The organism is Microbacterium sp. BE35 (assembly GCF_031457705.1).
Classification (GTDB): Bacteria; Actinomycetota; Actinomycetes; order Actinomycetales; family Microbacteriaceae; genus Microbacterium; species Microbacterium trichothecenolyticum.
The window spans coordinates 98,599-118,982 of sequence record NZ_JAVDXD010000001.1; the positions used below are offsets into that span (position 1 = coordinate 98,599).

20 protein-coding genes and 1 pseudogene are annotated in these 20,384 nt (G+C 70.7%); 11 read left to right on the top strand and 10 right to left on the bottom strand.

The annotated features are described in order from the left end of the window. Window positions 1-5 precede the first annotated feature (5 nt). The 3 genes from J2Y46_RS00480 (at window position 6) to J2Y46_RS00490 (ending at window position 2,021) form a co-directional block, all read left to right on the top strand. Window positions 6-659: a TetR/AcrR family transcriptional regulator gene (locus tag J2Y46_RS00480; RefSeq protein ID WP_310239470.1), complete on the top strand. Its 654-nt coding sequence runs from the start codon at window positions 6-8 to the stop codon at window positions 657-659. 61 nt (window positions 660-720) lie between these two features. After that, a complete protein-coding gene (locus J2Y46_RS00485; RefSeq protein ID WP_045297844.1) occupies window positions 721-1,125 on the top strand; it encodes a DUF6855 family protein in 405 nt (134 codons plus the stop codon). 53 nt (window positions 1,126-1,178) lie between these two features. Continuing rightward, window positions 1,179-2,021, top strand: a complete 843-nt coding sequence (locus tag J2Y46_RS00490; protein ID WP_310239476.1) for a hypothetical protein — start codon at window positions 1,179-1,181, stop codon at window positions 2,019-2,021. Window positions 2,022-2,026: 5 nt separating this feature from the next. Here the strand turns inward: J2Y46_RS00490 and J2Y46_RS00495 are convergent, their stop codons facing one another. After that, complete coding sequence (locus J2Y46_RS00495; protein ID WP_310239478.1) at window positions 2,027-2,608, bottom strand: TetR/AcrR family transcriptional regulator; 582 nt, start codon at window positions 2,606-2,608, stop codon at window positions 2,027-2,029. A 107-nt stretch (window positions 2,609-2,715) separates the two neighbouring features. Here J2Y46_RS00495 and J2Y46_RS00500 point away from each other — a divergent pair, with 107 nt between their 5' ends. Further along, on the top strand, window positions 2,716-3,471 hold the full coding sequence (locus J2Y46_RS00500) for an SDR family NAD(P)-dependent oxidoreductase (RefSeq protein WP_045297739.1): 756 nt from the start codon (window positions 2,716-2,718) through the stop codon (window positions 3,469-3,471). Between the two features lie 72 nt (window positions 3,472-3,543). On the opposite strand, the gene J2Y46_RS00505 is transcribed toward J2Y46_RS00500, so the two are convergent. From J2Y46_RS00505 to J2Y46_RS00515, 3 genes are read right to left on the bottom strand one after another with little or no spacing between them, the layout of a single operon-like run. Next, entirely contained in the window at window positions 3,544-4,017 is a 474-nt protein-coding gene (locus tag J2Y46_RS00505) for a GNAT family N-acetyltransferase (protein ID WP_045297740.1), read from the bottom strand. Then, window positions 4,014-4,382 (bottom strand): HNH endonuclease, encoded by a 369-nt coding sequence (locus J2Y46_RS00510; RefSeq protein WP_045297742.1) that lies wholly within the window; start codon window positions 4,380-4,382, stop codon window positions 4,014-4,016. Before J2Y46_RS00510 ends, J2Y46_RS00505 begins: the two co-directional genes overlap by 4 nt. 21 nt (window positions 4,383-4,403) lie before the next feature. Next, entirely contained in the window at window positions 4,404-5,234 is an 831-nt protein-coding gene (locus tag J2Y46_RS00515) for a Cof-type HAD-IIB family hydrolase (protein ID WP_310239483.1), read from the bottom strand. A gap of 122 nt (window positions 5,235-5,356) precedes the next feature. Here J2Y46_RS00515 and pgi point away from each other — a divergent pair, with 122 nt between their 5' ends. Then, a complete protein-coding gene (gene pgi / locus J2Y46_RS00520) occupies window positions 5,357-7,036 on the top strand; it encodes a glucose-6-phosphate isomerase (protein WP_310239486.1) in 1,680 nt (559 codons plus the stop codon). Between the two features lie 152 nt (window positions 7,037-7,188). Here the strand turns inward: pgi and J2Y46_RS00525 are convergent. Continuing rightward, window positions 7,189-7,515 (bottom strand): annotated as a pseudogene (locus J2Y46_RS00525) (PTS transporter subunit EIIC); the annotation flags it as partial. Window positions 7,516-7,568: 53 nt separating this feature from the next. Further along, window positions 7,569-9,524, bottom strand: coding sequence for a GMC family oxidoreductase (locus J2Y46_RS00530; protein WP_310239488.1), 1,956 nt, complete (start codon window positions 9,522-9,524; stop codon window positions 7,569-7,571). Window positions 9,525-9,828: 304 nt separating this feature from the next. On the opposite strand from J2Y46_RS00530, the gene J2Y46_RS00535 reads away from it, so the two are divergent. Next, complete coding sequence (locus J2Y46_RS00535; RefSeq protein ID WP_045297747.1) at window positions 9,829-10,722, top strand: outer membrane phospholipase A; 894 nt, start codon at window positions 9,829-9,831, stop codon at window positions 10,720-10,722. Window positions 10,723-10,785: 63 nt separating this feature from the next. On the opposite strand, the gene J2Y46_RS00540 is transcribed toward J2Y46_RS00535, so the two are convergent. From J2Y46_RS00540 to J2Y46_RS00550, 3 genes are all read right to left on the bottom strand, one after another. Continuing rightward, complete coding sequence (locus J2Y46_RS00540) at window positions 10,786-11,493, bottom strand: DUF899 family protein (RefSeq protein ID WP_045297748.1); 708 nt, start codon at window positions 11,491-11,493, stop codon at window positions 10,786-10,788. Between the two features lie 534 nt (window positions 11,494-12,027). Further along, the gene (locus J2Y46_RS00545) at window positions 12,028-13,644 is read right to left on the bottom strand and encodes a sodium:solute symporter family transporter (protein ID WP_310239493.1); all 1,617 of its coding nucleotides are present in this window, start codon (window positions 13,642-13,644) and stop codon (window positions 12,028-12,030) included. After that, complete coding sequence (locus tag J2Y46_RS00550; protein WP_045297750.1) at window positions 13,644-14,012, bottom strand: DUF485 domain-containing protein; 369 nt, start codon at window positions 14,010-14,012, stop codon at window positions 13,644-13,646. Before J2Y46_RS00550 ends, J2Y46_RS00545 begins: the two co-directional genes overlap by 1 nt. Before the next feature lie 181 nt (window positions 14,013-14,193). Here J2Y46_RS00550 and J2Y46_RS00555 point away from each other — a divergent pair, with 181 nt between their 5' ends. From J2Y46_RS00555 to J2Y46_RS00570, 4 genes are read left to right on the top strand one after another with little or no spacing between them, the layout of a single operon-like run. Then, a complete protein-coding gene (locus tag J2Y46_RS00555; protein WP_310239499.1) occupies window positions 14,194-15,432 on the top strand; it encodes a histidine kinase in 1,239 nt (412 codons plus the stop codon). Continuing rightward, a complete protein-coding gene (locus J2Y46_RS00560; protein WP_045297753.1) occupies window positions 15,429-16,172 on the top strand; it encodes a LytTR family DNA-binding domain-containing protein in 744 nt (247 codons plus the stop codon). Before J2Y46_RS00555 ends, J2Y46_RS00560 begins: the two co-directional genes overlap by 4 nt. Next, complete coding sequence (locus J2Y46_RS00565) at window positions 16,169-16,582, top strand: hypothetical protein (RefSeq protein ID WP_310239506.1); 414 nt, start codon at window positions 16,169-16,171, stop codon at window positions 16,580-16,582. Before J2Y46_RS00560 ends, J2Y46_RS00565 begins: the two co-directional genes overlap by 4 nt. Next, a complete protein-coding gene (locus J2Y46_RS00570; RefSeq protein WP_045297755.1) occupies window positions 16,579-18,060 on the top strand; it encodes a cation acetate symporter in 1,482 nt (493 codons plus the stop codon). The genes J2Y46_RS00565 and J2Y46_RS00570 overlap by 4 nt, the downstream gene beginning before the upstream one ends. Before the next feature lie 34 nt (window positions 18,061-18,094). On the opposite strand, the gene J2Y46_RS00575 is transcribed toward J2Y46_RS00570, so the two are convergent. Continuing rightward, a complete protein-coding gene (locus tag J2Y46_RS00575) occupies window positions 18,095-19,894 on the bottom strand; it encodes a DUF2207 domain-containing protein (protein ID WP_310239509.1) in 1,800 nt (599 codons plus the stop codon). A gap of 42 nt (window positions 19,895-19,936) precedes the next feature. On the opposite strand from J2Y46_RS00575, the gene J2Y46_RS00580 reads away from it, so the two are divergent. After that, window positions 19,937-20,377, top strand: a complete 441-nt coding sequence (locus tag J2Y46_RS00580) for a MarR family winged helix-turn-helix transcriptional regulator (RefSeq protein ID WP_045297758.1) — start codon at window positions 19,937-19,939, stop codon at window positions 20,375-20,377. Window positions 20,378-20,384 lie beyond the last annotated feature (7 nt).

Genomic DNA, 20,384 nt, shown 5'->3' on the forward strand with positions numbered 1-20,384 from the left:
ACGCAATGACTTCGCCCGTGCGCGCCTATCATCACGGTGACCTCCGACACGCGCTGATCAGCAAAGGCCTGCTGCTCGCGCGCACCGGCGGCCCGGGCGCGGTCACGCTGCGCGAGGCGACCCGCGCCGTCGGGGTTTCACCCAATGCCGCCTACCGGCATTTCGCCGATCGCGACGCCCTGGTGCGCGCCGTCGCCCGCGAGGCGCAGCTGGCACTGGCCGACGCGATCACTTCGCGCGTCGCGGCCACGCCGGGCGACCTCTCCCCCGCGGAGGCCGCGATCGAGCGGCTGCGCCGCGTGGGCCTCGCCTACATCGACTTCGCGCGCGCCGAGCGCGGGTGGTTCGAGACCGCGTTCTTCACGCAGGACACCCAAGCGAACGAGGGCATCGTCACCCTCGACGACGAGATCGTCGCCCCGTTCCGGCTCCTCATGGAGACCCTCGACGCGATGGTGCACGCGGGCGCCCTCTCCCCCGATCGCCGCCCGTACGCCGAGTGGGCGTGCTGGTCGGCGGTGCACGGCTTCGCAGACATCGCCGTGCACGGCCCGGTGCGCTGGCAGCCGGCATCCGTCATCGACGCCCTCGCGGCCTCCGTCGTGGAGTCGGCCATCACGGGTGTCCGCGGCACGCCCGAGGCCCCGGCCGCCGACTGAGCTGCGCCCCTTGCCGTCACCCCGCGAACCGGCAAGACTCGCACCGACGGAGGGGATGGAGATGGCCGGTTCAGGGACCGCTGAGGACCCGTGGCAGCTCACCACGGCGCCGGGCACCAGCGAGTACACGATGTACCGCGACGAGGCAGCGGACCCGCCGGCACTCGTCTGCCAGGTGGGCTCGACGACTCTCAAGTACCACCTGAGCGCGATCGACGACCTCGCGGCGTGGCTGCGCGAGCAGGGCGACTGGGTGCCGCTCGGGGCCGCCGACGAGCAGAAGCCGGCGGCCGACGGCACGGTCGAAGCGTGGGGCCGTGACGAGGGCAACCCCGTCGGCGGCTGGTATGGACTCCGCAAGGGGTACCGCGGACGGTTCGGGATGTATCTCCCGCCGCTGCTGGAGGAGCTCGGGCTCGCCGAGCTGACGCACGACAAGCGCAGCAACAGCGTCCGCGCCGTGTGACCGGCATCGACACGAGCGGCACCGCGGGCGGCGGGGCTTCTAGACTTTCGCCCATGCCGCGCCCGCCGGAAGCGACCACGTTCGCGCGCCCGTCGATGGTGGGCCGCGGGTTGTCATGGGTCGCCGACTACGTCTACGCCGGGCGCCGGCAGCTCGCCGTGCTCTCGTTCCCATGGGCGATCGGGCGACCTCGCCCCGCTCCGCCGGCCTGGCAGCGTGGCGAGCCCGGGCTGCCCGAGGTGTATCTCATCCCCGGTGTGTACGAGCACTGGACGTTCCTGCGCCCCCTGGGCGACGCGCTCGCTTCGGCGGGCCATAGGGTGCGCGTGGTGCACGGTCTGGGTGTGAACCGGCGCACGATCGCTTCGACGTCGGAGCGCCTCGCCGACCTGCTCGCCCGCACGCCGGCGCCCGACGCCGGGCGCGTGCTCGTCGCCCACAGCAAGGGCGGCCTCATCGGCAAGCACCTGCTGGTCTCGTCCGGGGCCGCCGCGCGGGCCGCCGCAGCGGCGGCCGCCGGCGGCGACCCTGCCGAGGGCGCCGCGGCAGCGACCGACGGCGGTCGCCCGCTCGGCCTGGTCGGGCTCGTCGCCGTGGCGACGCCGTTCGGCGGCTCGCGGCTCGCCCGCCTCTTCGTCGTCCCGAGCATCCGCGCCTTCAGCCCCAAGGACGAGACCATCCTCACCCTCGGCCGCGAGACGTCGGTCAACGGCCGCATCGTGTCGGTGTTCGGGCCGTGGGATCCCCACATCCCCGAGGGGAGCGCACTCGACGGCGCGACGAACATCGCCGTCCCGACGTCTGGCCACTTCCGGGTGCTCGGCGCCCGCTCGACCGCGCGCGCCGTGCTCGATGGCATCGCCGTGCTCACGGGAACGGTACCCGCGGCCGACTAGCCCGGTCAGGCCTCGGGGCGGTGCGGCCACCAGTCCGGCAGCAGCGCGAGATACACCCGGAGGAAGTCCTCGACCCGCGGGGACGGATGCCGCAGCCACCCGTCGATGATCCCCACCGTGCCGTCCGCGAGGAAGCGCGCGGCGGCGTCCGAGACGCTCGCGGGGGTCGCGCCCGCGACCGGCACCGCGATCTCGACGCGCCCGCGGTCCAGCAGTGTCTCGGTGGTGCTGCGGAAGTGCCTGCTCAGCATCGCGTGCAGCGCTCCGCCGCCGTCCGCGAGCTCGCGGCGGTAGATGTCGACGTGCCGCAGGATGTGGTGCAGCACACCTTCGGTCACGGTCGCGACGGCGGTGGCGGCATCCGATCGGTCCTTCATGAGCTCGTCGCGCAGCACGTCGAGCTCGGCGGTGAGCGCCGCCTCGACCAGCGCCTCGGGCGATTCCGCGTGCTCGTAGAAGGTCGAGCGATGTACGCCCGCCGCATCGGCGAGCTGGGTGACCGTCAAGCTCGCGATCGGCCGATCCTCGGCGAGACGGAGTGCCGCGGCGTACAGACGATCACGACTGCGCTGTTTGCGAGGGTCCATGGCGCCTCCGGGAATCTTTTCGACAGGTGTAGGTTAAGTCATGTATAGCCGACAGATGTCGGAGAAGTGATCGGCGCCACGCGATGACGCCACCAACGGAGGTAATCATGGCTACGTACGATGTCGCGGAGCGTTCCGCCATCGTCACCGGCGCAGGATCCGGCATCGGCCGGGCGGTCGCCCTCACCCTCGCCGCGAACGGCGCGGCGGTCCTCGTCGCGGATGTGCGACAGGAGGCCGCGGACGCGGTCGTCGCAGAGATCACGGGCGCGGGCGGCACGGCAGCGGCGTTCGTCGGCGACGTGGCGGACCCTGCGGTCGGGCAGGCGGCCGTCGAGGCCGCAGAGGCCCTCGCTCCCCTGCGGATCGCGGTCAACAACGCCGGTATCGGCGGCGCGGCGGCACCGATCGGCGAGTACCCGATCGACTCGTGGCAGAAGGTCATCGAGATCAACCTGAACGCGGTGTTCTACGGCACGCGCGCGCAGGCGCCCGCGATCGCGAAGAACGGCGGCGGCTCGATCGTCAACATCTCGTCGGTGCTCGGCTCCGTCGGCATCCCCATGTCGTCGGCCTACGTCACCGCCAAGCACGGCGTCGTCGGCCTCACCAAGAACGCCGCTCTCGAGTACGGCACGCAGGGCGTGCGCGTGAACGCGGTCGGCCCCGGCTTCATCCACACTCCCCTCGTCGACGCGAACCTCGACGCCGACGCGCAGGCCGCGCTCGCCGCCAAGCACGCGCTGGGCCGCCTCGGCGACCCGCAGGAGGTGGCGAACCTCGTGGCGTTCCTCGCCTCGGATGCCGCCACCTTCGTCAGCGGCAGCTACCACCTCGTCGACGGCGGTTACGCCGCGCAGTAGCATCCGCCTGTCCGGAACCGGCGGCCCGCGTGCACCCGAAGCACGCGGGCCGCCTCCCATTCCGCGCGATGTCTACAGCTGCGGCGGGGTCCACACGAGAGTGTGGCCGGTCGCGGTGAACATCTCGTTACCGGCGAGCTTGCCGGTCGTGGTCGACTCGAGCACGAAACCCAGCGCCTCGTAGAAGTCGCGCGCGGCGTTGCCGTCGAGGACCTCGAGTTCGACCCGCCCGCCGGAGCGCGCGACGAAGTGCTCGACGAGTGCCCGGCCGACGCCGCGGCGGTACTGGCCGGGATCGACGTAGATCCAGGTGATCTCGCCGCCGCCGGGGCCGACGCTGCCGGCGATGAAGCCTGCGACCGCACCCTCGGTCTCGGCGACCCACACCTCGTCATCGAAGAGGCCCTCGTTCTCATACGTGGCGGCGAGGTCGAGGTACGCATCGAGGAGCCCGGCGGCGCGGAGCTCGTCGAGCCGGGCGGCGTCGTGGATGCGCTGGATGTCGTCCCAGTCGGCGCTGTCGTACGGACGGATGAGGACGGTCATGGTGTCTCACCGGGCACCGCGGCCGCGCCGCGCCACGCGGCGAGGACCTCGACATGGCGCAGCAGGAACGCGCGCTCGTCGAGGCGCTTGCGACGCAGCCACCCGGTCACCTCGTCGTTGCACTTGCTCGCGTTGCACGACCGGCACGCGGGGACGACGTTCTCGAACGTGTAGCGGCCGCCGCGGGAGATGGGCAGCACGCAGTCCTTCTGGAACGGACCCACCGTCACGCCGCAGTAGGCGCACGCGCCCCACGCCTCGACGAGGTCCTCCCACTCGTCGAGTGTGAGGTCGTTGTCGGCAGCGGCCACCCGGCGAGCGCGGCGTCGCGCGGCGCGCGCACGCCTGGTCTGACTCACCGCCATGCCCGAAGGCTACCGACTCCGTCAGGCGACGGGGTCGGGCACGCCGTCGAGGAGCTTCTCGATCGTGGTGATGACGCCGTGGTCGAGGTTCGACGGGGCGCGGAAGCGCGCCCTGGCCGCGACGAGCGGGTGCGCGTTGGCCATCGCGAATGACAGGGACGCGGCATCCATCATCTCGAGGTCGTTGAGGTAGTCGCCGAACACCGCCGTCTGCTCGGGCGTGATACCCGTCGCCGCCTGCAGCCGCCCGAGCGCGACGCCTTTGTTGACGCCCTGGTTCATCACGTCGATCCAGTGCTCGCCCGACACCACCACCTGGTGGGTCGCTCGCAGATCGTCGAGCGCCGGGGCGGTGGCCGCGGCCTCCGCGAAGTCGAAGATCGCGACCTTGAGGATCTGGTCGTCGACGGCGAGCAGATCGGGCACGGCCTCGAGCCGGGCGTAGTACTTCTCGGCCTCGGGGAGGAAGGCGTCGTCGGCGCGCTCGATGTAGGCGGACCGCTTGCCGCACACGACGATGCCGAGGTCACGCCCCTCGACGGCGAGCGCGCGCAGGCGCGTGACGAGCGACGCCGTGAACGCAGCGTCCATCGCGTCCGAGCTGATCTCGGCGTCGCCCTCGACGACGTACGCGCCGTTCTCGGCGATGAACACCATGTCGTCGAGGTGCTCGGCGAACGCGCGCTGCAGCGTCGCGAGCTGGCGTCCGCTCGCCGGCGCGAAGCGGATGCCGTCCGCGTGCAGGCGGTCCAGCAGCGGCCAGAGGGCCTCGGGGATGCGGCCGTGGCCGTCGAGGAGCGTGCCGTCCATGTCGACGGCGATCAGGCGGAGGTCGGGCGAGGGGAAGGGCATGGTGCTTCCACCCTACGGTCGGCTTCCTGAACGCCGGGCGGACGCCAGCCTCACAACAGCGGCGGGCCGTCGGTGAGTAACGCGTAACCAACGCGCGCACCCGCGCGGGTACCTTGGGGTGCGTGACAGCTCCCATCGATGCCACCACCACCTCCGCCTGGGCCGAGCTCAGCTCGATCCGCGACTCGTTCGCCCCCGATCTGCGCGACTGGTTCGCCATCGATCCGCGTCGCGCCGAGCGTCTGAGCTTCGAGCTCGCCGACCTGCACGTCGACCTGTCGAAGAACCTCGTGACCGACGAGATCCTCGCGGCGCTCGTGAAGCTCGCCGAAGAGACCGGGGTCGCCGAGCGCTACGCCGCGATGCTCGCCGGCGAGCACATCAACACCACTGAGGACCGAGCGGTGCTCCACACCGCGCTGCGGCGGCCCGCGGGCGCCGCGCCCGCGCTCGTCGTGGACGGCCAGGACGTCGACGCCGATGTGCAATCGGTGCTCACCGCCATGACTGCCTTCGCCGATCGCGTGCGCTCGGGCGAGTGGCAGGGCGTGACCGGCAAGAAGGTCACGCACATCGTCAACATCGGCATCGGCGGCTCGGACCTCGGTCCGGTCATGATCTCGGCGGCCCTCGAGCCGTATGCCACCGCCGGCATCCAGGCCCGCTTCGTGTCGAACATCGACCCGTTCGACCTCGCGAACAAGACGAAGGACCTCGACCCCGAGACGACGCTGTTCATCGTCGCGTCGAAGACCTTCACCACGCTCGAGACGCTGACCAACGCCCGCCTCGCGCGCGACTGGCTGTGGGCCGGCCTCGCGGCGTCGGGTGCGATCGACGGCTCGGATGAGGCGAGGACGGATACTGTGGCCCACCACTTCGTCGCCGTCTCGACCGCTCTCGACAAGGTCGCCGCGTTCGGCATCGACACCGACAACGCGTTCGGCTTCTGGGACTGGGTCGGCGGCCGCTACTCCGTGGACTCGGCCATCGGTCTCTCGCTCATGATCGAGCTCGGCCCCGACGTGTTCCGCGAGCTGCTCGCCGGATTCCACGCGGTCGACGAGCACGTGGCGAGCACGCCGCTCGAGCGCAACGTGCCGGTGCTGATGGGCCTCCTCAACATCTGGTACTCGAACTTCCTCGGCGCCCAGTCGCACGCGGTGCTCCCCTACGCCCAGCAGCTCTCGCGCTTCGCCGCGTACCTGCAGCAGCTGACCATGGAGTCCAACGGCAAGTCCGTCCGCTGGGACGGCTCCCCTGTCACCACCGACACCGGCGAGGTGTTCTGGGGCGAGCCCGGCACCAACGGTCAGCACGCGTTCTACCAGCTGATCCACCAGGGCACGCGCCTCATCCCGGCCGACTTCATCGCCTTCGCCAACCCCGCCTACGCGCTCGAGGACGGCGGCCGCGACGTGCACGGCCTGTTCCTGTCGAACTTCCTCGCGCAGACCAAGGCGCTCGCCTTCGGCAAGACGGCCGAAGAGGTCGAGGCCGAAGGCACCACCGGGGCCCTCGTCGCCGCGCGCACGTTCGCGGGCAACAAGCCGACGACGTCGATCTTCGCTCCGGCGCTCACGCCCGCCGCGCTCGGCCAGCTCGTCGCGCTGTACGAGCACATCACGTTCACGCAGGGCGTGATCTGGGGCGTCAACTCGTTCGACCAATGGGGAGTCGAGCTCGGCAAGCAGCTGGCTCTGCAGATCGCGCCGGCCATCGAGGGCGACGAGGCGGCGATCGCCGCGCAGGATGCCTCGACCCGCGCGCTCCTCGCCTACTACGCCGCGCATCGCGAGTAGGCCGCACGCCGTCGAGGACGATGCCGAACGCGTGCCCGGTCGGCTGGGCCGCGACGATCACCCCCGCTCCCGGCGAGAACACGGTGTCGCCGACCGGCTCGATGGCCGCGCCCGGGCCCGGTGACCCCGTCGGGAAGACCCATGATCAGGCTGCCGATGCCGATCGTGAGACCGCCGACGAAGCAGCCCACGAGCATGCGCGGATAGATCCGCTTGAACCGCAGATGGATGCGGTACAGCGACGGCTCCGAGATGCCGCCCAGCAGGCCTGCGGCGAGCGCGCCGGTCGCCGTCTGCCGCATCTGGGTGTCACGGTGGCGGAGCGAGAGCACGAGCACACCGGCGGTCGCACCGAAGCATGCGAAGTTCCACGCACCCATCGGGCCCTGGATGAAGTCGTACCCGAGCGTCTGGATGTTCAGGAGCATGATCGCGTTGATCGGCCAGTGCAGGCCGAGGGGCACCATGAACGGGTAGGCGGCGGCCCGGTATGCCCCCGGGCCAGGACTTTTCGTGGCGGATGCTCCCGCAGCTACGCCTGCAGGCGACCGGCGAGGCGGGTCGCCGTCATGTACGCGATGGCCTCGATCGAGATCATCGGGTTGACGCCGGAGGCCGTGGGGAACGTCGAGGCGTCCGCGACGACGAGGTTCGGCACCTCCCACGTGGCGCCGTCGGGGTCGACCGCGCTCGTGGAAGCGGAGCCGCCCATGCGCGCGGACCCCATGATGTGCAGCGCCGCCATGGAGCACCGGCCCGGACCGTAACCCGCCGCAGCGCAGCGCGCGATGAAGGCGTCGAGGGGCTCGCCGCCGGCGCGGGTCCACTCGATGCCTGCCTGGTGCCCCGAGAACATGCGCAGCGCGCCGGCCGCCTCGAGGATTCGGGCGGCACCCGCCACCCCTGCCTGAACGCGTGCGGCGTCGCGGGCCGACAGCAGGTAGTGCATCGTCGGCTCCCCGGACTTGTCGACACGCACCTCGCCCGCGTCCTGGTCCCGCGTGATCACGCCGACGCTCGAGTAGTGCGCGAGGCGCTTCATCACGTCGAGGTGGGGCCGCGCTCCCCGCCACGACTGGAACGCGACCGACAGCCCGGGGTTGGCCGCCGCGGTCTCGTACACGGCGCCGTAGCCCGAGCCGTCGAGGTCGGCGTGCTCGGCGGAGTAGCGCGCCTGCATGGCGCCCTCCCAGGGGCGCACCTCCTCGTCGAACTCCGCCCACACCGCCGTCGCCGGGTGCAGACGCAGATGCTTGCCGATGTTCGGGTTCGTCAATCCGGAGCGACGCAGCAGCGCCGGCGTCTGGACGGCTCCGCCGGCGGCCACGACCGCGCGGGCACGCACCGTGACGTTGTGGCCGGCGGCGGTGCGGCCCGACACGCCGGTCGCCCGCCCCGCCGCGGTGTCGACCTTTCGCACGTCGACGCCGGTGTAGAGCCGCGCACCGGCGGTCTCGGCATCCGTCAGCCACGTCTTGGTCACCGACTGCTTCGCGCCGATGCGGCACCCGTAGCCGCAGCGGCCGCACTCGGGGCCCGTGTCGCAGCCGACGACGTTGCGCTCGAGCACGCCGACGTGCCAACCGAGGTCGATGAGCCCTCGCTCCATGATGCGGTCGCGCGCAGAGGGCTCGCTGTAGGCGCCGTTGACGCCGAGCCGTGCCCACACCTGATCGAGTGCGACGTCGTACTCGGGCGTCGTGAACTGCGGCACCCCGTGCGCGGCCCACTCCTCGCGCACGTGGTCGGGCGTGCGGAACGAGGTCGAGAAGTTCACGACGGTGCCGCCGCCGAGGCATTGCGCCGACAGGATGCTGAGCTGCCCCTCGGCGGTGGCGGAAGGCCCGGGCGCGTAGAGGCGGGCGAGGCCGCCGAGCTCGCTTCCGTCGAAGTCGCGATCGTCGTAGTAGGCGCCCTTCTCGAGCACGATCACGTCGAGCCCCTGCGCCGCGAGCACCGCAGCCGCCGTCCCGCCGCCCGCGCCAGAGCCCACGACGACCACGTCGCACGCGAGCGCGAGGTCGGACTCCGGTGTCTGCGGGTGCAGCGGCGGCGTCGCCGCGTCGGCGCGGGGGCCGGGAGGACCTGGGTAGCCCATGGACGCCCAGAGGGGTGAGGCGCCGTCAGCTCCGGGGGCGACGTAGTACGACAGCATCGCCGCGGACTTCAGGTTCTGAAACAGCACGCGCTTGAGGGGCACGCGCGAGTCCGACAGGGCGATGAGCGCCGCCTCGCGCTTCGCGGCCGGCAGCGTCGAGAACCGGCGCGGGCCGATGCCGAGGAGCACGCCGCCGAGGGGCGTGTCCCACAGCGAGAGCACGCGGGCGAGGAGTTCCGCCTCCCCCTTGCGGGGATTCGCCTCGAGCATGCCCTCGGCGATCGCAACCGCACCCAGCCGGCTGGCCGAGGGGATTCCGTTGCCGTCGCCGGGAGCGAAGGTGTCGAAGATGGACTCGAATGTCGCCCGCTGCGCTGCGGTCAACGTCATGGGTGCCTCCAGGTGCGCCGTTGCTGCCGCCAGCATGCACCATCCTGCCGGCTCCAGGCAAGCTTTAAGTGAATCGCGATTCACAGTCTCCAGCACGCATTTAAGGCTCACCGAGGCTTCCGCGTGAGAACATTCTCATCCTCCGATCAGGCCTTTCCCGCAAAAGCGCTCTCACGTTCCGTCCAGGAAAACACCGGGAACCGTCCAGACACCATGAGGCAGACTCGGGGACTTGTGCGTCCGACCCGAAGGCGCGCAGGCGCCGATACCCGCGGCGCGAAACCCGAAGGATCGTACGTTCGTCATGCATTCAGACCAGTCACTCACGCCTGCCCGCCGTTCACGCCGCCGCTTCTTCGTGCCCGCCGTCGCCACCGGAGCCGCGCTCGGCGTGCTCCTCACGACGGGCCTCACGCTCGCTTCTCCGGCACTCGCCGCCGCCGCGCCGCTGGCCGCCTCGGCGATCGCGTCCGCCACCGCGCCCGAAGCGACCGCTGATTCGTTCCGCGATATCCGCTCCGATGCGCAGAGCACCCTCCTGTCGGCTCGCGTCGCGCTGAGCGACGCCGCCTCGGTCACCGCCGACATCGCCGCCGCAGGCCTCGACCTGGGCATCGACGACACCTCCGTCGCCACCGCCGGCCTCGAGCAGGCGGCCGACCGGCTCGCGAAGCTCGACCTCGTTCCGATGCTCCTCGTTCCGGGGCTCACCGCCGAAGCGAGCGGCGCCACCGAGACGGTGAAGGCCCGCGTGACAGAGCTCCGCGAGCACCTCGCCGCTGCCAAGGAGAAGAAGGCCGCAGAGGAGGCGGCAGCCGCAGCCGCAGCCGCTGCCGCAGAGGCGCAGCGCCAGGCGGAAGAGGCCGCCGCCGCGCTCGCCGCCGCGAACACCCCCGAGGGCGCCAAAGCGACCGCGCGCCAGATGGCCGCCTCGCAGTACGGGTGGGGCGACGGCCAGTTCTCGTGCCTCGAGTCGCTCTGGAACAAGGAATCGAGCTGGAACTACCAGGCCTACAACGCCGGAAGCGGCGCGACGGGCATCCCGCAGTCGCTTCCCGGCAACAAGATGGCCAGCGCCGGAGCCGACTGGCAGACCAACGCCGCCACCCAGATCGCGTGGGGCCTCGGCTACATCGCGGGCTCCTACGGCACGCCGTGCGCCGCGTGGGGCCACTCGCAGGCCACCGACTGGTACTGATCAGCCACTCTGAACAACGGATGCCGCACCCCGGCCGCAGTCGCGGGGTGCGGCATCCGGCATTCAGGCGTGCGCGTGCGCGCCCGGCCCGTACAGCTCCGCGACCTTCTGCGACGTGAACCATCCGTCGTATGCGTCGGTCTTCGGCCAGCCCTCGGGCGAGTCCTGCCATTCCTCCTGACGGCCGTACGGGAGCACATCGATCAGCGGGAACGTGTGGCTCAACTGCTCGGTGCCCCGGCCGTTCGTGTGCCACGTGCGGTACACGGTGTCGCCGTCGCGGAGGAAGACGTTCACCGCGAAACCTCCGCCGGCGGGCGCGTCGACGTCGGCGCCGAACGGACTCCCGGCGGTGGAGTACCAGTCCATGCGGTTGCCCGTGCGCTCCTTGTACTCGAGCGCTTCGTCGATCGGCCCCTGCGTCACGATGACGAAGCGGGCGTCGTACGCGTCGAGGAAGTCGAGCCGCGTGAACTGCGAGGTGTAGCCGGTGCAGCCCGGGCAGTGCCACTGCTTCCCCTCGAACCACATGTGGTTGTACACGATGAGCTGCGACTTTCCCTCGAACACGTCGACGAGGCGCACCGGGCCGTACTCGCCCATCAGCGTGTAGTCCGGCATCTCCACCATCGGCAGCCTCCTGCGCTGCGCCGCGATGGCGTCGAGCTCGCGCGTCGCCGCCTTCTCGCGCACGCGGAGCTCATCGAGCTCGCGTCGCCATTGCTCGGCATCGACGACGGGCGGAAGGGCGTTCTGGGTCGAGCTCTGCATCGGAACCTCCGAGTGTCGAGTGCGTATGTTGACACTGTACACATCTGAACGCCCCGGTCAAGGGCCCTCGTCGCCACCAGGCGAGGGCACTCAGGAAATCGATCACGGAAACATAACAACGACCTCTTGCCAGCGTTATCTGGCCGTTATAGAGTGCTTGCACGGTAGTTGTTTTGCTGTGGCAGCTACCGGCATGTGATTGCAGGACACTCTTGGTGCAAGGGACAAGGGCCGGTCGGTAGCCTCTCCGACCGGCCCTTCACTTTTGTCCGCTGGCCAGGACATCTGCCACGCCCGGTCGACCACTGGCGATGACCGTCGGCACCCGTGCATCCAGGATCCGGGCGCACCTGGGAAGATCACGAAAAGATCACAGAAAACGCTTGTCAGCGTTATCTGGCCGTTATAGAGTGCTCGCACGGTAGTTGTTTTGCTGTGGCAGCTACCGGCATGTGATTGCAGGACACTCTTGGTGCAAGGGAAAAAGGGCCGGTCGGTAGCCTCTCCGACCGGCCCTTACTCTTGCCCTTTGCTCTAGTGGCTGACCGCCTTCTCGGCGCCGATGCCGGTGAGCGAGCGGACCTCCATCTCGGACTGCTTCTTCGGGTCCTCCTGCGTCTTGTCGAGCACGCTCACGATCCAGCCCAGGAAGAAGGCGAGCGGGATCGAGATGATGCCGGGGTTCGACAACGGGAACCACGCGAAGTCGATCGCGTCGGTCTTCAGCATCGACGTCTCGGAGCCCGAGACCACCGGCGAGAACACGATGAGCAGGATCGCCGAGGCGAGACCGCCGTACATGCTCCACAGAGCGCCCTTGGTCGTGAACCGCTTCCAGAACAGCGAGTACACGATCGTCGGGAGGTTCGCGGAGGCCGCGACGGCGAAGGCGAGGGCCACGAGGAACGCGACGTTCTGACCGTTCGCTCCGATGCCGCCGATGATCGCGACGATGCCGATGATGACCACCGTGCGCCGCGCGACCTTCACCTCGGCGCCGGGTTCGGGCTTGCCCTTCTTGACGACCGACGCGTAGATGTCGTGCGCGAACGACGCGGCGGCGGTGATCGTGAGGCCCGCGACGACCGCGAGGATCGTCGCGAAGGCGATCGCCGAGATGAGGCCGAGCAGCAGCGGTCCGCCCAGCGAGAACGCGAGCAGAGGAGCGGCCGAGTTCGGGCCGCCGGGTGCCGCGGCGATGACCGCCGGCCCGACGAGAGCGGCGGCGCCATAGCCGAGGACCAGCGTGAAGACGTAGAAGATGCCGATGAGCCAGATGGCCCAGACGACGGACTTGCGCGCCTCCTTCGCCGTGGGCACGGTGTAGAAGCGCATCAGCACGTGCGGCAGGGCCGCGGTGCCGAGCACGAGGGCGAGACCCAGCGACAGGAAGTCGATCTTCGAGGTGTCCGAGACGCCGTACTTGAGGCCCGGGTCGAGGATCGCCGGGTTCTCGGCGACGGCCACGGCCTTGTCGAGCAGCGCCGAGAAGTCGAAGCCGTTGAGCGCGAGCACCCAGACCGTCATCACACCGGCGCCCGCGATGAGGAGTACGGCCTTGATGATCTGCACCCAGGTGGTGCCCTTCATGCCGCCGATGAGCACGTAGAGGATCATCAGCGCGCCCACCACCGTGATGACGACGGCCTGGCCGAGCTGGTCGCCGATGCCGAGCAGCAGCGACACCAGGCCACCGGCGCCCGCCATCTGCGCGAGCAGGTAGAAGAAGCAGACGACGAGCGTCGTCGTCGCCGCGGCGATGCGCACCGGGCGCTGCTTGAGGCGGAACGACAGCACGTCGGCCATCGTGAACTTGCCGGTGTTGCGCAGCAGCTCCGCGACGAGCAGGAGCGCGACGAGCCAGGCGACGAGGAAGCCGATCGAGTAGAGGAACCCGTCGTAGCCGGTCATCGCGATCGCGCCGACGATGCCGAGGAACGACGCCGCCGACAAGTAGTCGCCCGCGATCGCGGAGCCGTTCTGGCCGCCCGTGAACGAGCGACCGGCGGCGTAGTAGTCCGCCGCGGTCTTGTTGTTCCGGCTGGCGCGGAACACGATCACCATCGTGACCGCGACGAACGCGCCGAAGATCGCGATGTTGAGCCAGGGCTCACCGGGCGACGTGGTCGCCGCCTCTCCGAAGTGCCGCATCAGCGCGCCTCCCCTGCCTTCTCGAACTCGCCGGTCTCGATCTCGTCGCGGATCTCCTCCGCGAGCGGGTCGAGGCGCTTGTTGGCGTAGTGGACGTACCAGGTCGTGACGGCGAAGGTCGTGACGACCTGCGCCATGCCGAGGACCATCGCGATGTTGACGCTGCCAAACACCCGGATCGACATGAAGTCGTGGGCGTAGCTGGCGAGGAGGACGTACGCGAAGTACCAGGCCAGGCACGCGCCCAGCACCGGGAAGACGAAGCTGCGGTGTGTGCGCCGGAGCCGTTGGAATTCGGGTGATGCTTGGACCGCGCTGTAGTCGACCTCTGCGAGGTCCGTCGCGGCGCTGGGGGCTTCGTTGCCCATGGGCGTCTCTCCTTCGAGCGGGATCGGCGCGCCCGTCGGCCGCGCCGCTGCGTTGACAGTGCGACCATGCTCGTCTTCGGCCGGTGGGGCCGGGGGCCGTCGCCGTTCGTCGTCGGTGAGCGGCGCCCATGGTGCGACGAACGGCGGCCGACGGACGACGAACGACGGCTACGCTGGCCGCATGCCCGAGTCGATGCTGCTCGCCGCTGCCGCCGGCGTCGTCGCCGGGGCTCTCGCGGTCGGCGTCGTGATCCTGCTCCGGCGCATCGTGGTGGCATCGAAGGAGCTCGGCACCGACGTCGAGCAGGCGACGTACCAGACCCTCCACCTGGCGAGCCGGGCCGCCAAGCACCTGCGCGGGGGCATCGCCGAGGGCGACGCGACCCGCGCCGGTCGCCACCTCAGGGCCCTCCTCGGGTGCGACACGCTCGCGCTCGTCGACCCGTCGGGGCAGGTGACCGTCGAGGGCGACGACGCCGTGCGCGAGATCGCCGGGCGGCTGGCCGCCGAAGCCCGCGCGTCGGGCCGCACACAGATGCAACGACGGGCGCGGATCGGCGAACGGGAGACGGATGCCGTCGCCGCACCGATCCTCGCCGGCGGCGTGCCCGCGGGGGCCATCGTCGCGTTCGCGCCGCGCGTGCGGGCCGGGCTCGTGCGCGCGACCGGCGAGGTGGCGGACTGGGTGGCCGCCCAGGTGGAGCTCGGCGAGCTCGACGCGTCGAGGACCGCGCTCGCCGAGGCCGAGGTCCGCGCGCTCCGCGCGCAGATCAGCCCGCACTTCATCTACAACTCGCTCAACGCGATCGCCTCCTTCATCAACACCGACCCCGCGAAGGCGCGCGAGCTCGTCCTCGAGTTCGCCGACTTCACGCGGTACTCGTTCCGCCGGCACGGCGACTTCACGACCGTCGCCGAGGAGCTCCGCTCTATCGACAGCTACCTGAAGCTCGAGCGCGCGCGCTTCGGCGACCGCCTGAGGGTCACCCTGCAGATCGCGCCCGAGGTGCTGTCGACGGTGGTGCCGTTCCTGTCGATCCAGCCCCTCGTCGAGAACGCGGTCCGCCACGGGCTCGAGGGCAAGGAGGGCGGCGGACGCATCACGATCGAGGCCTCGGATCTGGGAGCGTTCGCCGAGATCAGCGTCGAGGACGACGGCGTCGGCATCGACCCGGTCGTGCTCGAGCGCGCACTCGCCGGCGGTGCGCCGGGCGAGCACGTGGGTCTGCGCAACGTCGACGCACGGCTCCGGCAGGTTTACGGCGACGAACACGGGCTGGTCGTGGACACGAACGTGGGTGCGGGAACGCTGGTGCGGATGCGGGTGCCGAAGTCGCAGCCCGGCCGGGTCGCGGCATCCACCGGTCCCGTGCGTGCGACGGCGACCCTCGAGCGGCCCGAGGGAAGGCGCGAACCGTGATCTCCGTCCTCATCGCCGACGACGAGCAGCCCGCGATCGAGGAGCTCGCGTTCCTGCTCGGTCAGGACCCGCGCATCGGCGTCATCCACCAGGCGCCCTCGGGGGCCGAAGCGATCCGGCTGCTCACGCGGGAGAGCGTCGACGCCGCATTCCTCGACATCCACATGCCCGGTCTGAGCGGCTTCGACCTCGCGCGCGCCCTGCAGCGGTTCGAGCGTCGGCCGGCCCTCGTCTTCGTGACGGCCGACGAGGAGAGCGCCCTCGAGGCCTTCGACCTCGCGGCGGTGGACTACCTGCTCAAGCCTGTGCGCACCGAACGGCTTCACCGCTCGGTCACGCGCGTCATCGAGGCGATGAAAGCGCAGGCTGCGCCGGCGACGGATGCCGCGGCCGCCGCCCAGCCGGAGCTCATCGCCGTCACGCTCGGCGGCACGACGCGCATGATCCGGCGCGACGAGGTGCGCTACGTGCAGGCTCAGGGCGACTACGCGCGGCTGCACACCGAGGAGGCGAGCTACCTCGTGCGCGTGCCGATGTCGGATCTCGAGCGGCAGTGGTCCGACGCGTTCGTGCGGATCCATCGCTCCTACCTCGTCGCGATCCCCCACCTCGCGCGCCTCCGGCTCGGGGGCGACCACCCGAGCGTCACGGTGGGCGGCGCCGAGCTGCCGGTGAGCAGGCGGTGCCTGCCGGCGCTCCGCGAGAGGCTGGAGTCGACGACGATCCGGCCCCGCTCATGACCACGAGCGACGCCGACACACCCTCCGACCGGCAGCCGCCCGCCCCGGGCCGGGTACGCGTCACAGCTCCGCACGCGGGCTCCCCTGCCGCATCCGTCGGTTCCGCGTCGCGGGAGGCGGATGGAGGACCCACGAGCGACATCGCCGGCGTGTACGTGCGCTCGCTGATCCGCTCGCAGCTGCGGCTCGGGATCGTGTTCGCACTGGGGTTCGTCGTCGCCACCGCCCTGTTCGTGCTCGCCATCGCGCTCGTGCCCCAGCTCGACACGACGTTCGTCCTCGGCGTGCCGCTGTCGTGGCTGCTGCTGGGGGCCGGCGTGTACCCGCTCGCCATCACCGTCGGCGGACTGTACGTGCGCACGGCGACGCGCAACGAGGCCCGGTACCGGGCGCTCGCGGAGGACGAGTGAACGCCGCGATCGGCTACGTCGCCATCGCCGCCGTTGCCGTCGCGTCGGCGCTGATCGGCTTCTACGGCCTGCGGGTGTCGCGCACGACGAGCGACTTCTACGTCGCGAGCCGCACCGTGCGTCCCTGGTGGAACGCGTCGGCGATCGGCGGCGAATACCTGTCGGCCGCGTCGTTCCTGGGCATCGGCGGCCTCATCCTTCTCACCGGCTCGTCGGCGCTGTGGTTCCCGATCGGGTACGCGGCGGGATACCTCATGCTGCTGCTGTTCGTGGCCGCACCCCTGCGCCGCTCGGGGGCGTACACGATCCCCGACTTCACCGAGGCGCGGCTGGACTCGCTGTGGGCTCGGCGCGTGACGAGCACGCTCGTGATCGTCATCGGGTGGTTCTACATCGTGCCCCAGCTGCAGGGCGCGGCCCTCACGGTGCGGATCACGACCGGTCTGCCCTCCTGGGTGGGGTCGCTCGCCGTCGCGGTCATCGTCGCGGTCGTGGTCGCGGCGGGCGGCATGCGCTCGATCACCTTCGTGCAGGCGTTCCAGTTCTGGCTGAAGCTCACGGCGCTCGCCATCCCGGTGGTCGCGATCCTCCTCCTCGCCGGCGGCGTCGAGCCCGCACTGCCTCCGGTCGAGGCGTTCCCGCCGAGCGCCGGACCGGGCGACCTCGAGGTCTACCGCACGGTGTCGCTCATGGTGGCGCTGCTGCTCGGCACCCTCGGACTCCCCCACGTGCTCGTGCGCTTCTACACGAACCCCGACGGCGTCGCGGCACGTCGCACGACCGTCATCGTGCTCGTGCTGCTGTCGGTGTTCTATCTGTTCCCCACCGCGTTCGGGTTCCTCGGCCGCGCGTTCGCGCCCGATCTCGCGCAGTCGGGCGATGCCGACGCGCTCATCCTGCTGCTGCCCGGCCGGCTCGTCGCCGGGCCTCTCGGCGATGTGCTGACGGCCCTCGTCATCGCCGGGGCGTTCGCGGCGTTCCTCTCCACGTCGTCAGGGCTCGTCGTGTCCCTCGCCGGCGTCATCAGCCAGGACCTGCTCGGCGGCAGCGTGCGCGGCTTCCGCATCGCGGCCGTGCTCTCGTCGTTCGTCCCCCTGGTCGTCGCGCTGGCCACCGAGCCGGCCGGGCTCGCCGGCAGCGTCGGCCTGGTCTTCGCGTTCACCGCGTCCACCCTGTGCCCCGTGCTGCTGCTCGGCATCTGGTGGCGGGGCCTGACGGCCCGCGGCGCGATCGCGGGCATGCTCACGGGCGCGATCCTCTCCGGCGTCGCGATCCTGGGCGGCGGCCTCGTGACGGCGGGGTTCCCCGTTCTGCGCCCGTTCCTCGAGCAGCCCGCCGCGTGGACCGTCCCCGTCGCGGTGACCGTGACCGTGGTCGTCTCGCTCGGCGATCGCCGCGGCATCCCGCGCGGGACGGACCGGTTCCTCACCCGGCTGCATGTGCCGGAACCGATGCCCTCTCACCCGCGCGACGGCTGAGCCGAGCGTCGTCTCCGAGGAGCAGCATCCCGGATCAGACGCCCCCGCCACCGCCTCCGCCACCGCCGCCGCCCGCCGAGCCGCCGCCCGACGACCCGCCGGACGTGGACGACGACGAGGCCGACGTCGACAGGTTCGAGATCCCGGCCGAGAACGCCGCCGCGTTGAATCCGGTCGATCCCGAGTACCAGCCCGGGGAGTTGCCCGAGCCGTACAGCACAGCGAGCTCCTCGGCCCACTTCTTCTCCTGACCGAACACCACGGCGTACGGCAGCAGGGTCTCGTACAGCTTCAGCTTCATGCGCGGGTCCGAGACGTCGACGCGAACGCGCTCAGCCCCCTGCGGAGACTGCAGCATGCGGATGCGGTCGGCCTCGGCCCACTCGATGAACTGCTTCAGCCCGAGCAGGTGGTCGCGCGTCTCGGCGCCGGCGGCGGTGAGCGGCTTGCGCGACACCATCCCCGCCACCAGCAGCACGACGAGCACCGATCCGATGATCAGCAGGATCGGCATCCACGCCGTCACGTAGCCCGCCAGCGCACCGATGCCGAAGAGCAGCACGAGCACCGCGGACACGATGGCGATCACGACCGGCCACACCCGCGCGCTGATCGGCACCTTGCGCCGAAGGCCCCGCGCCGACAGCTCCGACGCGGCCGCCTTCAGCACCTTCTGCGCGGTCGTCGAGAACCTCGTGTCGGAGCGGCCGAATTCGAACTCCTCGCCCGGCACGCCCGTCGGGAACAGGCCGGGCAGCAGCATCCGTCCGTCTCCGTCGGCGAGGGACGGGTCCACCAGCACGGCCTTCAGCTTCGTGCCGCCGAACCACTTGGGCGGGCCCTCTTCGATACGGATGCTGCCCACCACCGCCTGCTCGAGCACCTCGGCCGGGATCGCTTTCGTGGTGCGGCCGAGCAGCACGGCGCTCTCGAGGGCGTCTATGCCGCGCGGCGGCGTGTACTCCGCGATGATGACGGAGCGTCCGGGCTCGTCGCGCAGATGACGACGGCGGGTGACGGCAGCCAGCGCGACCGCGGTGCCGAGTCCGAGCACGGCCACCCCGCTCTGCAGCCAGCCCCACGGCGACACGAAGTAGCCCGGGTCGAATTCGGTGAACGTGTCGGGCTCGAACCCGATCGCGATCGTCATCGTCTGGTACGGCTGCACGTTCAGGGACGAGGCAACGGTCGTCCCGTCGGCATCGTCGATCGGGCAGGTCTGCGTCGAGCCTTGGTAGCCGACATAGCAGGCCTGCGCGCCGGTTCGCGCGGCCCCGAGGTCGGCCGGCATCGTCACGCGCGCGGTGATGCGGCCGAAGGGCTGCGGCCACTCGACGCCGTTGACGTTCCAGTAGAACTCGTCGACCCCGGTGTCGGCGAAGTGGTGCGTGACGTTCTGGAGCGTGTAGGTGAAGACGTACGTCTGACGGCCGTGGACGAAGTCGTCGGCTCGCGACGTCATCGAGTAGTAGCCGTCCTCCGATTCCGTCTCCTCCGCGCGGGGCGCGCCGGTCTCGTCGGTGATCGAGACGAGCTCGGGGTGCAGGGGTGCGCCCAGGTAGCTGTCGGGAATGGCGCGGCGCATGCCCCGGTTCTGGTCGAACTCGGGGAACAGCGCCACGAACGTCTCGACGACCGTCAGGGTGCTGGTGCCGTCCTCGGCACGGCCCAGCTGGTACTGCACGTCGAGGCTCTCGAACGAGAAGTCGTCGACGCCCGCGTGCGCCGGGCTCGGGTTCAGGCCGGCGAGCAGCACTCCGGCGAGCAGGGCGAGCACGAGCCCCACGGCTCCGAGACGATGCGTGCGCCACGACCCGACTGCAGAAGACGCCATGGGGCCAGCCTAGGGTCGGTGCGAGGCTCTAATCTTGACGCTATGACCGATCGCCGTCTCGCCATCGACGCGTGGGAGAGTCTCTTCCGCGCGCAGCACGAGGTGTTCGGCGACATCAACGACGATTTCGACGACGAGACGCTGAGTCAGGCCGAGTACGACGTGCTCCTGACGGTCACCCGCGCCGACGACCTCACCGCGCGCCTGCGCGACGTGACTGCGAACATGCTCATCAGCCAGCCGAGCGTCTCACGGCTCGTCGACCGCATGGTCGCGCGCGGACTGATCACCAAGTGCGCCGACCCCGACGACGGGCGCGGAGCGCTCGTGCACGCGACGGATGCCGGGGCCTCCTTGTTCCGCCGCATCGCCAGTGCCCACGGCAAGGCCATCGCGGAGCGGATGTCGTTGCTCTCGGACGACGAGCTCTCCCAGCTGCGCGACCTGACCGCGAAGCTGCGCAAGAAGCGGCCCAGCTGCTGAGCCGTCG

Excerpts from the sequence above, each read along its gene's own strand:
- J2Y46_RS00550 (WP_045297750.1), bottom strand. The coding sequence starts at position 14,012 with ATGGGCAACGAAGCCCCCAGCGCCGCGACGGACCTCGCAGAGGTCGAC.
- J2Y46_RS00495 (WP_310239478.1), bottom strand. The coding sequence starts at position 2,608 with ATGGACCCTCGCAAACAGCGCAGTCGTGATCGTCTGTACGCCGCGGCA.
- J2Y46_RS00505 (WP_045297740.1), bottom strand. The coding sequence starts at position 4,017 with ATGACCGTCCTCATCCGTCCGTACGACAGCGCCGACTGGGACGACATC.
- J2Y46_RS00490 (WP_310239476.1), top strand. The coding sequence starts at position 1,179 with ATGCCGCGCCCGCCGGAAGCGACCACGTTCGCGCGCCCGTCGATGGTG.
- J2Y46_RS00530 (WP_310239488.1), bottom strand. The coding sequence starts at position 9,524 with ATGACGTTGACCGCAGCGCAGCGGGCGACATTCGAGTCCATCTTCGAC.
- J2Y46_RS00540 (WP_045297748.1), bottom strand. The coding sequence starts at position 11,493 with ATGCAGAGCTCGACCCAGAACGCCCTTCCGCCCGTCGTCGATGCCGAG.
- J2Y46_RS00485 (WP_045297844.1), top strand. The coding sequence starts at position 721 with ATGGCCGGTTCAGGGACCGCTGAGGACCCGTGGCAGCTCACCACGGCG.
- J2Y46_RS00565 (WP_310239506.1), top strand. The coding sequence starts at position 16,169 with ATGACCACGAGCGACGCCGACACACCCTCCGACCGGCAGCCGCCCGCC.
- J2Y46_RS00555 (WP_310239499.1), top strand. The coding sequence starts at position 14,194 with ATGCCCGAGTCGATGCTGCTCGCCGCTGCCGCCGGCGTCGTCGCCGGG.
- J2Y46_RS00545 (WP_310239493.1), bottom strand. The coding sequence starts at position 13,644 with ATGCGGCACTTCGGAGAGGCGGCGACCACGTCGCCCGGTGAGCCCTGG.
- J2Y46_RS00515 (WP_310239483.1), bottom strand. The coding sequence starts at position 5,234 with ATGCCCTTCCCCTCGCCCGACCTCCGCCTGATCGCCGTCGACATGGAC.
- J2Y46_RS00575 (WP_310239509.1), bottom strand. The coding sequence starts at position 19,894 with ATGGCGTCTTCTGCAGTCGGGTCGTGGCGCACGCATCGTCTCGGAGCC.
- J2Y46_RS00535 (WP_045297747.1), top strand. The coding sequence starts at position 9,829 with ATGCATTCAGACCAGTCACTCACGCCTGCCCGCCGTTCACGCCGCCGC.
- J2Y46_RS00510 (WP_045297742.1), bottom strand. The coding sequence starts at position 4,382 with ATGGCGGTGAGTCAGACCAGGCGTGCGCGCGCCGCGCGACGCCGCGCT.
- J2Y46_RS00580 (WP_045297758.1), top strand. The coding sequence starts at position 19,937 with ATGACCGATCGCCGTCTCGCCATCGACGCGTGGGAGAGTCTCTTCCGC.
- J2Y46_RS00480 (WP_310239470.1), top strand. The coding sequence starts at position 6 with ATGACTTCGCCCGTGCGCGCCTATCATCACGGTGACCTCCGACACGCG.
- J2Y46_RS00500 (WP_045297739.1), top strand. The coding sequence starts at position 2,716 with ATGGCTACGTACGATGTCGCGGAGCGTTCCGCCATCGTCACCGGCGCA.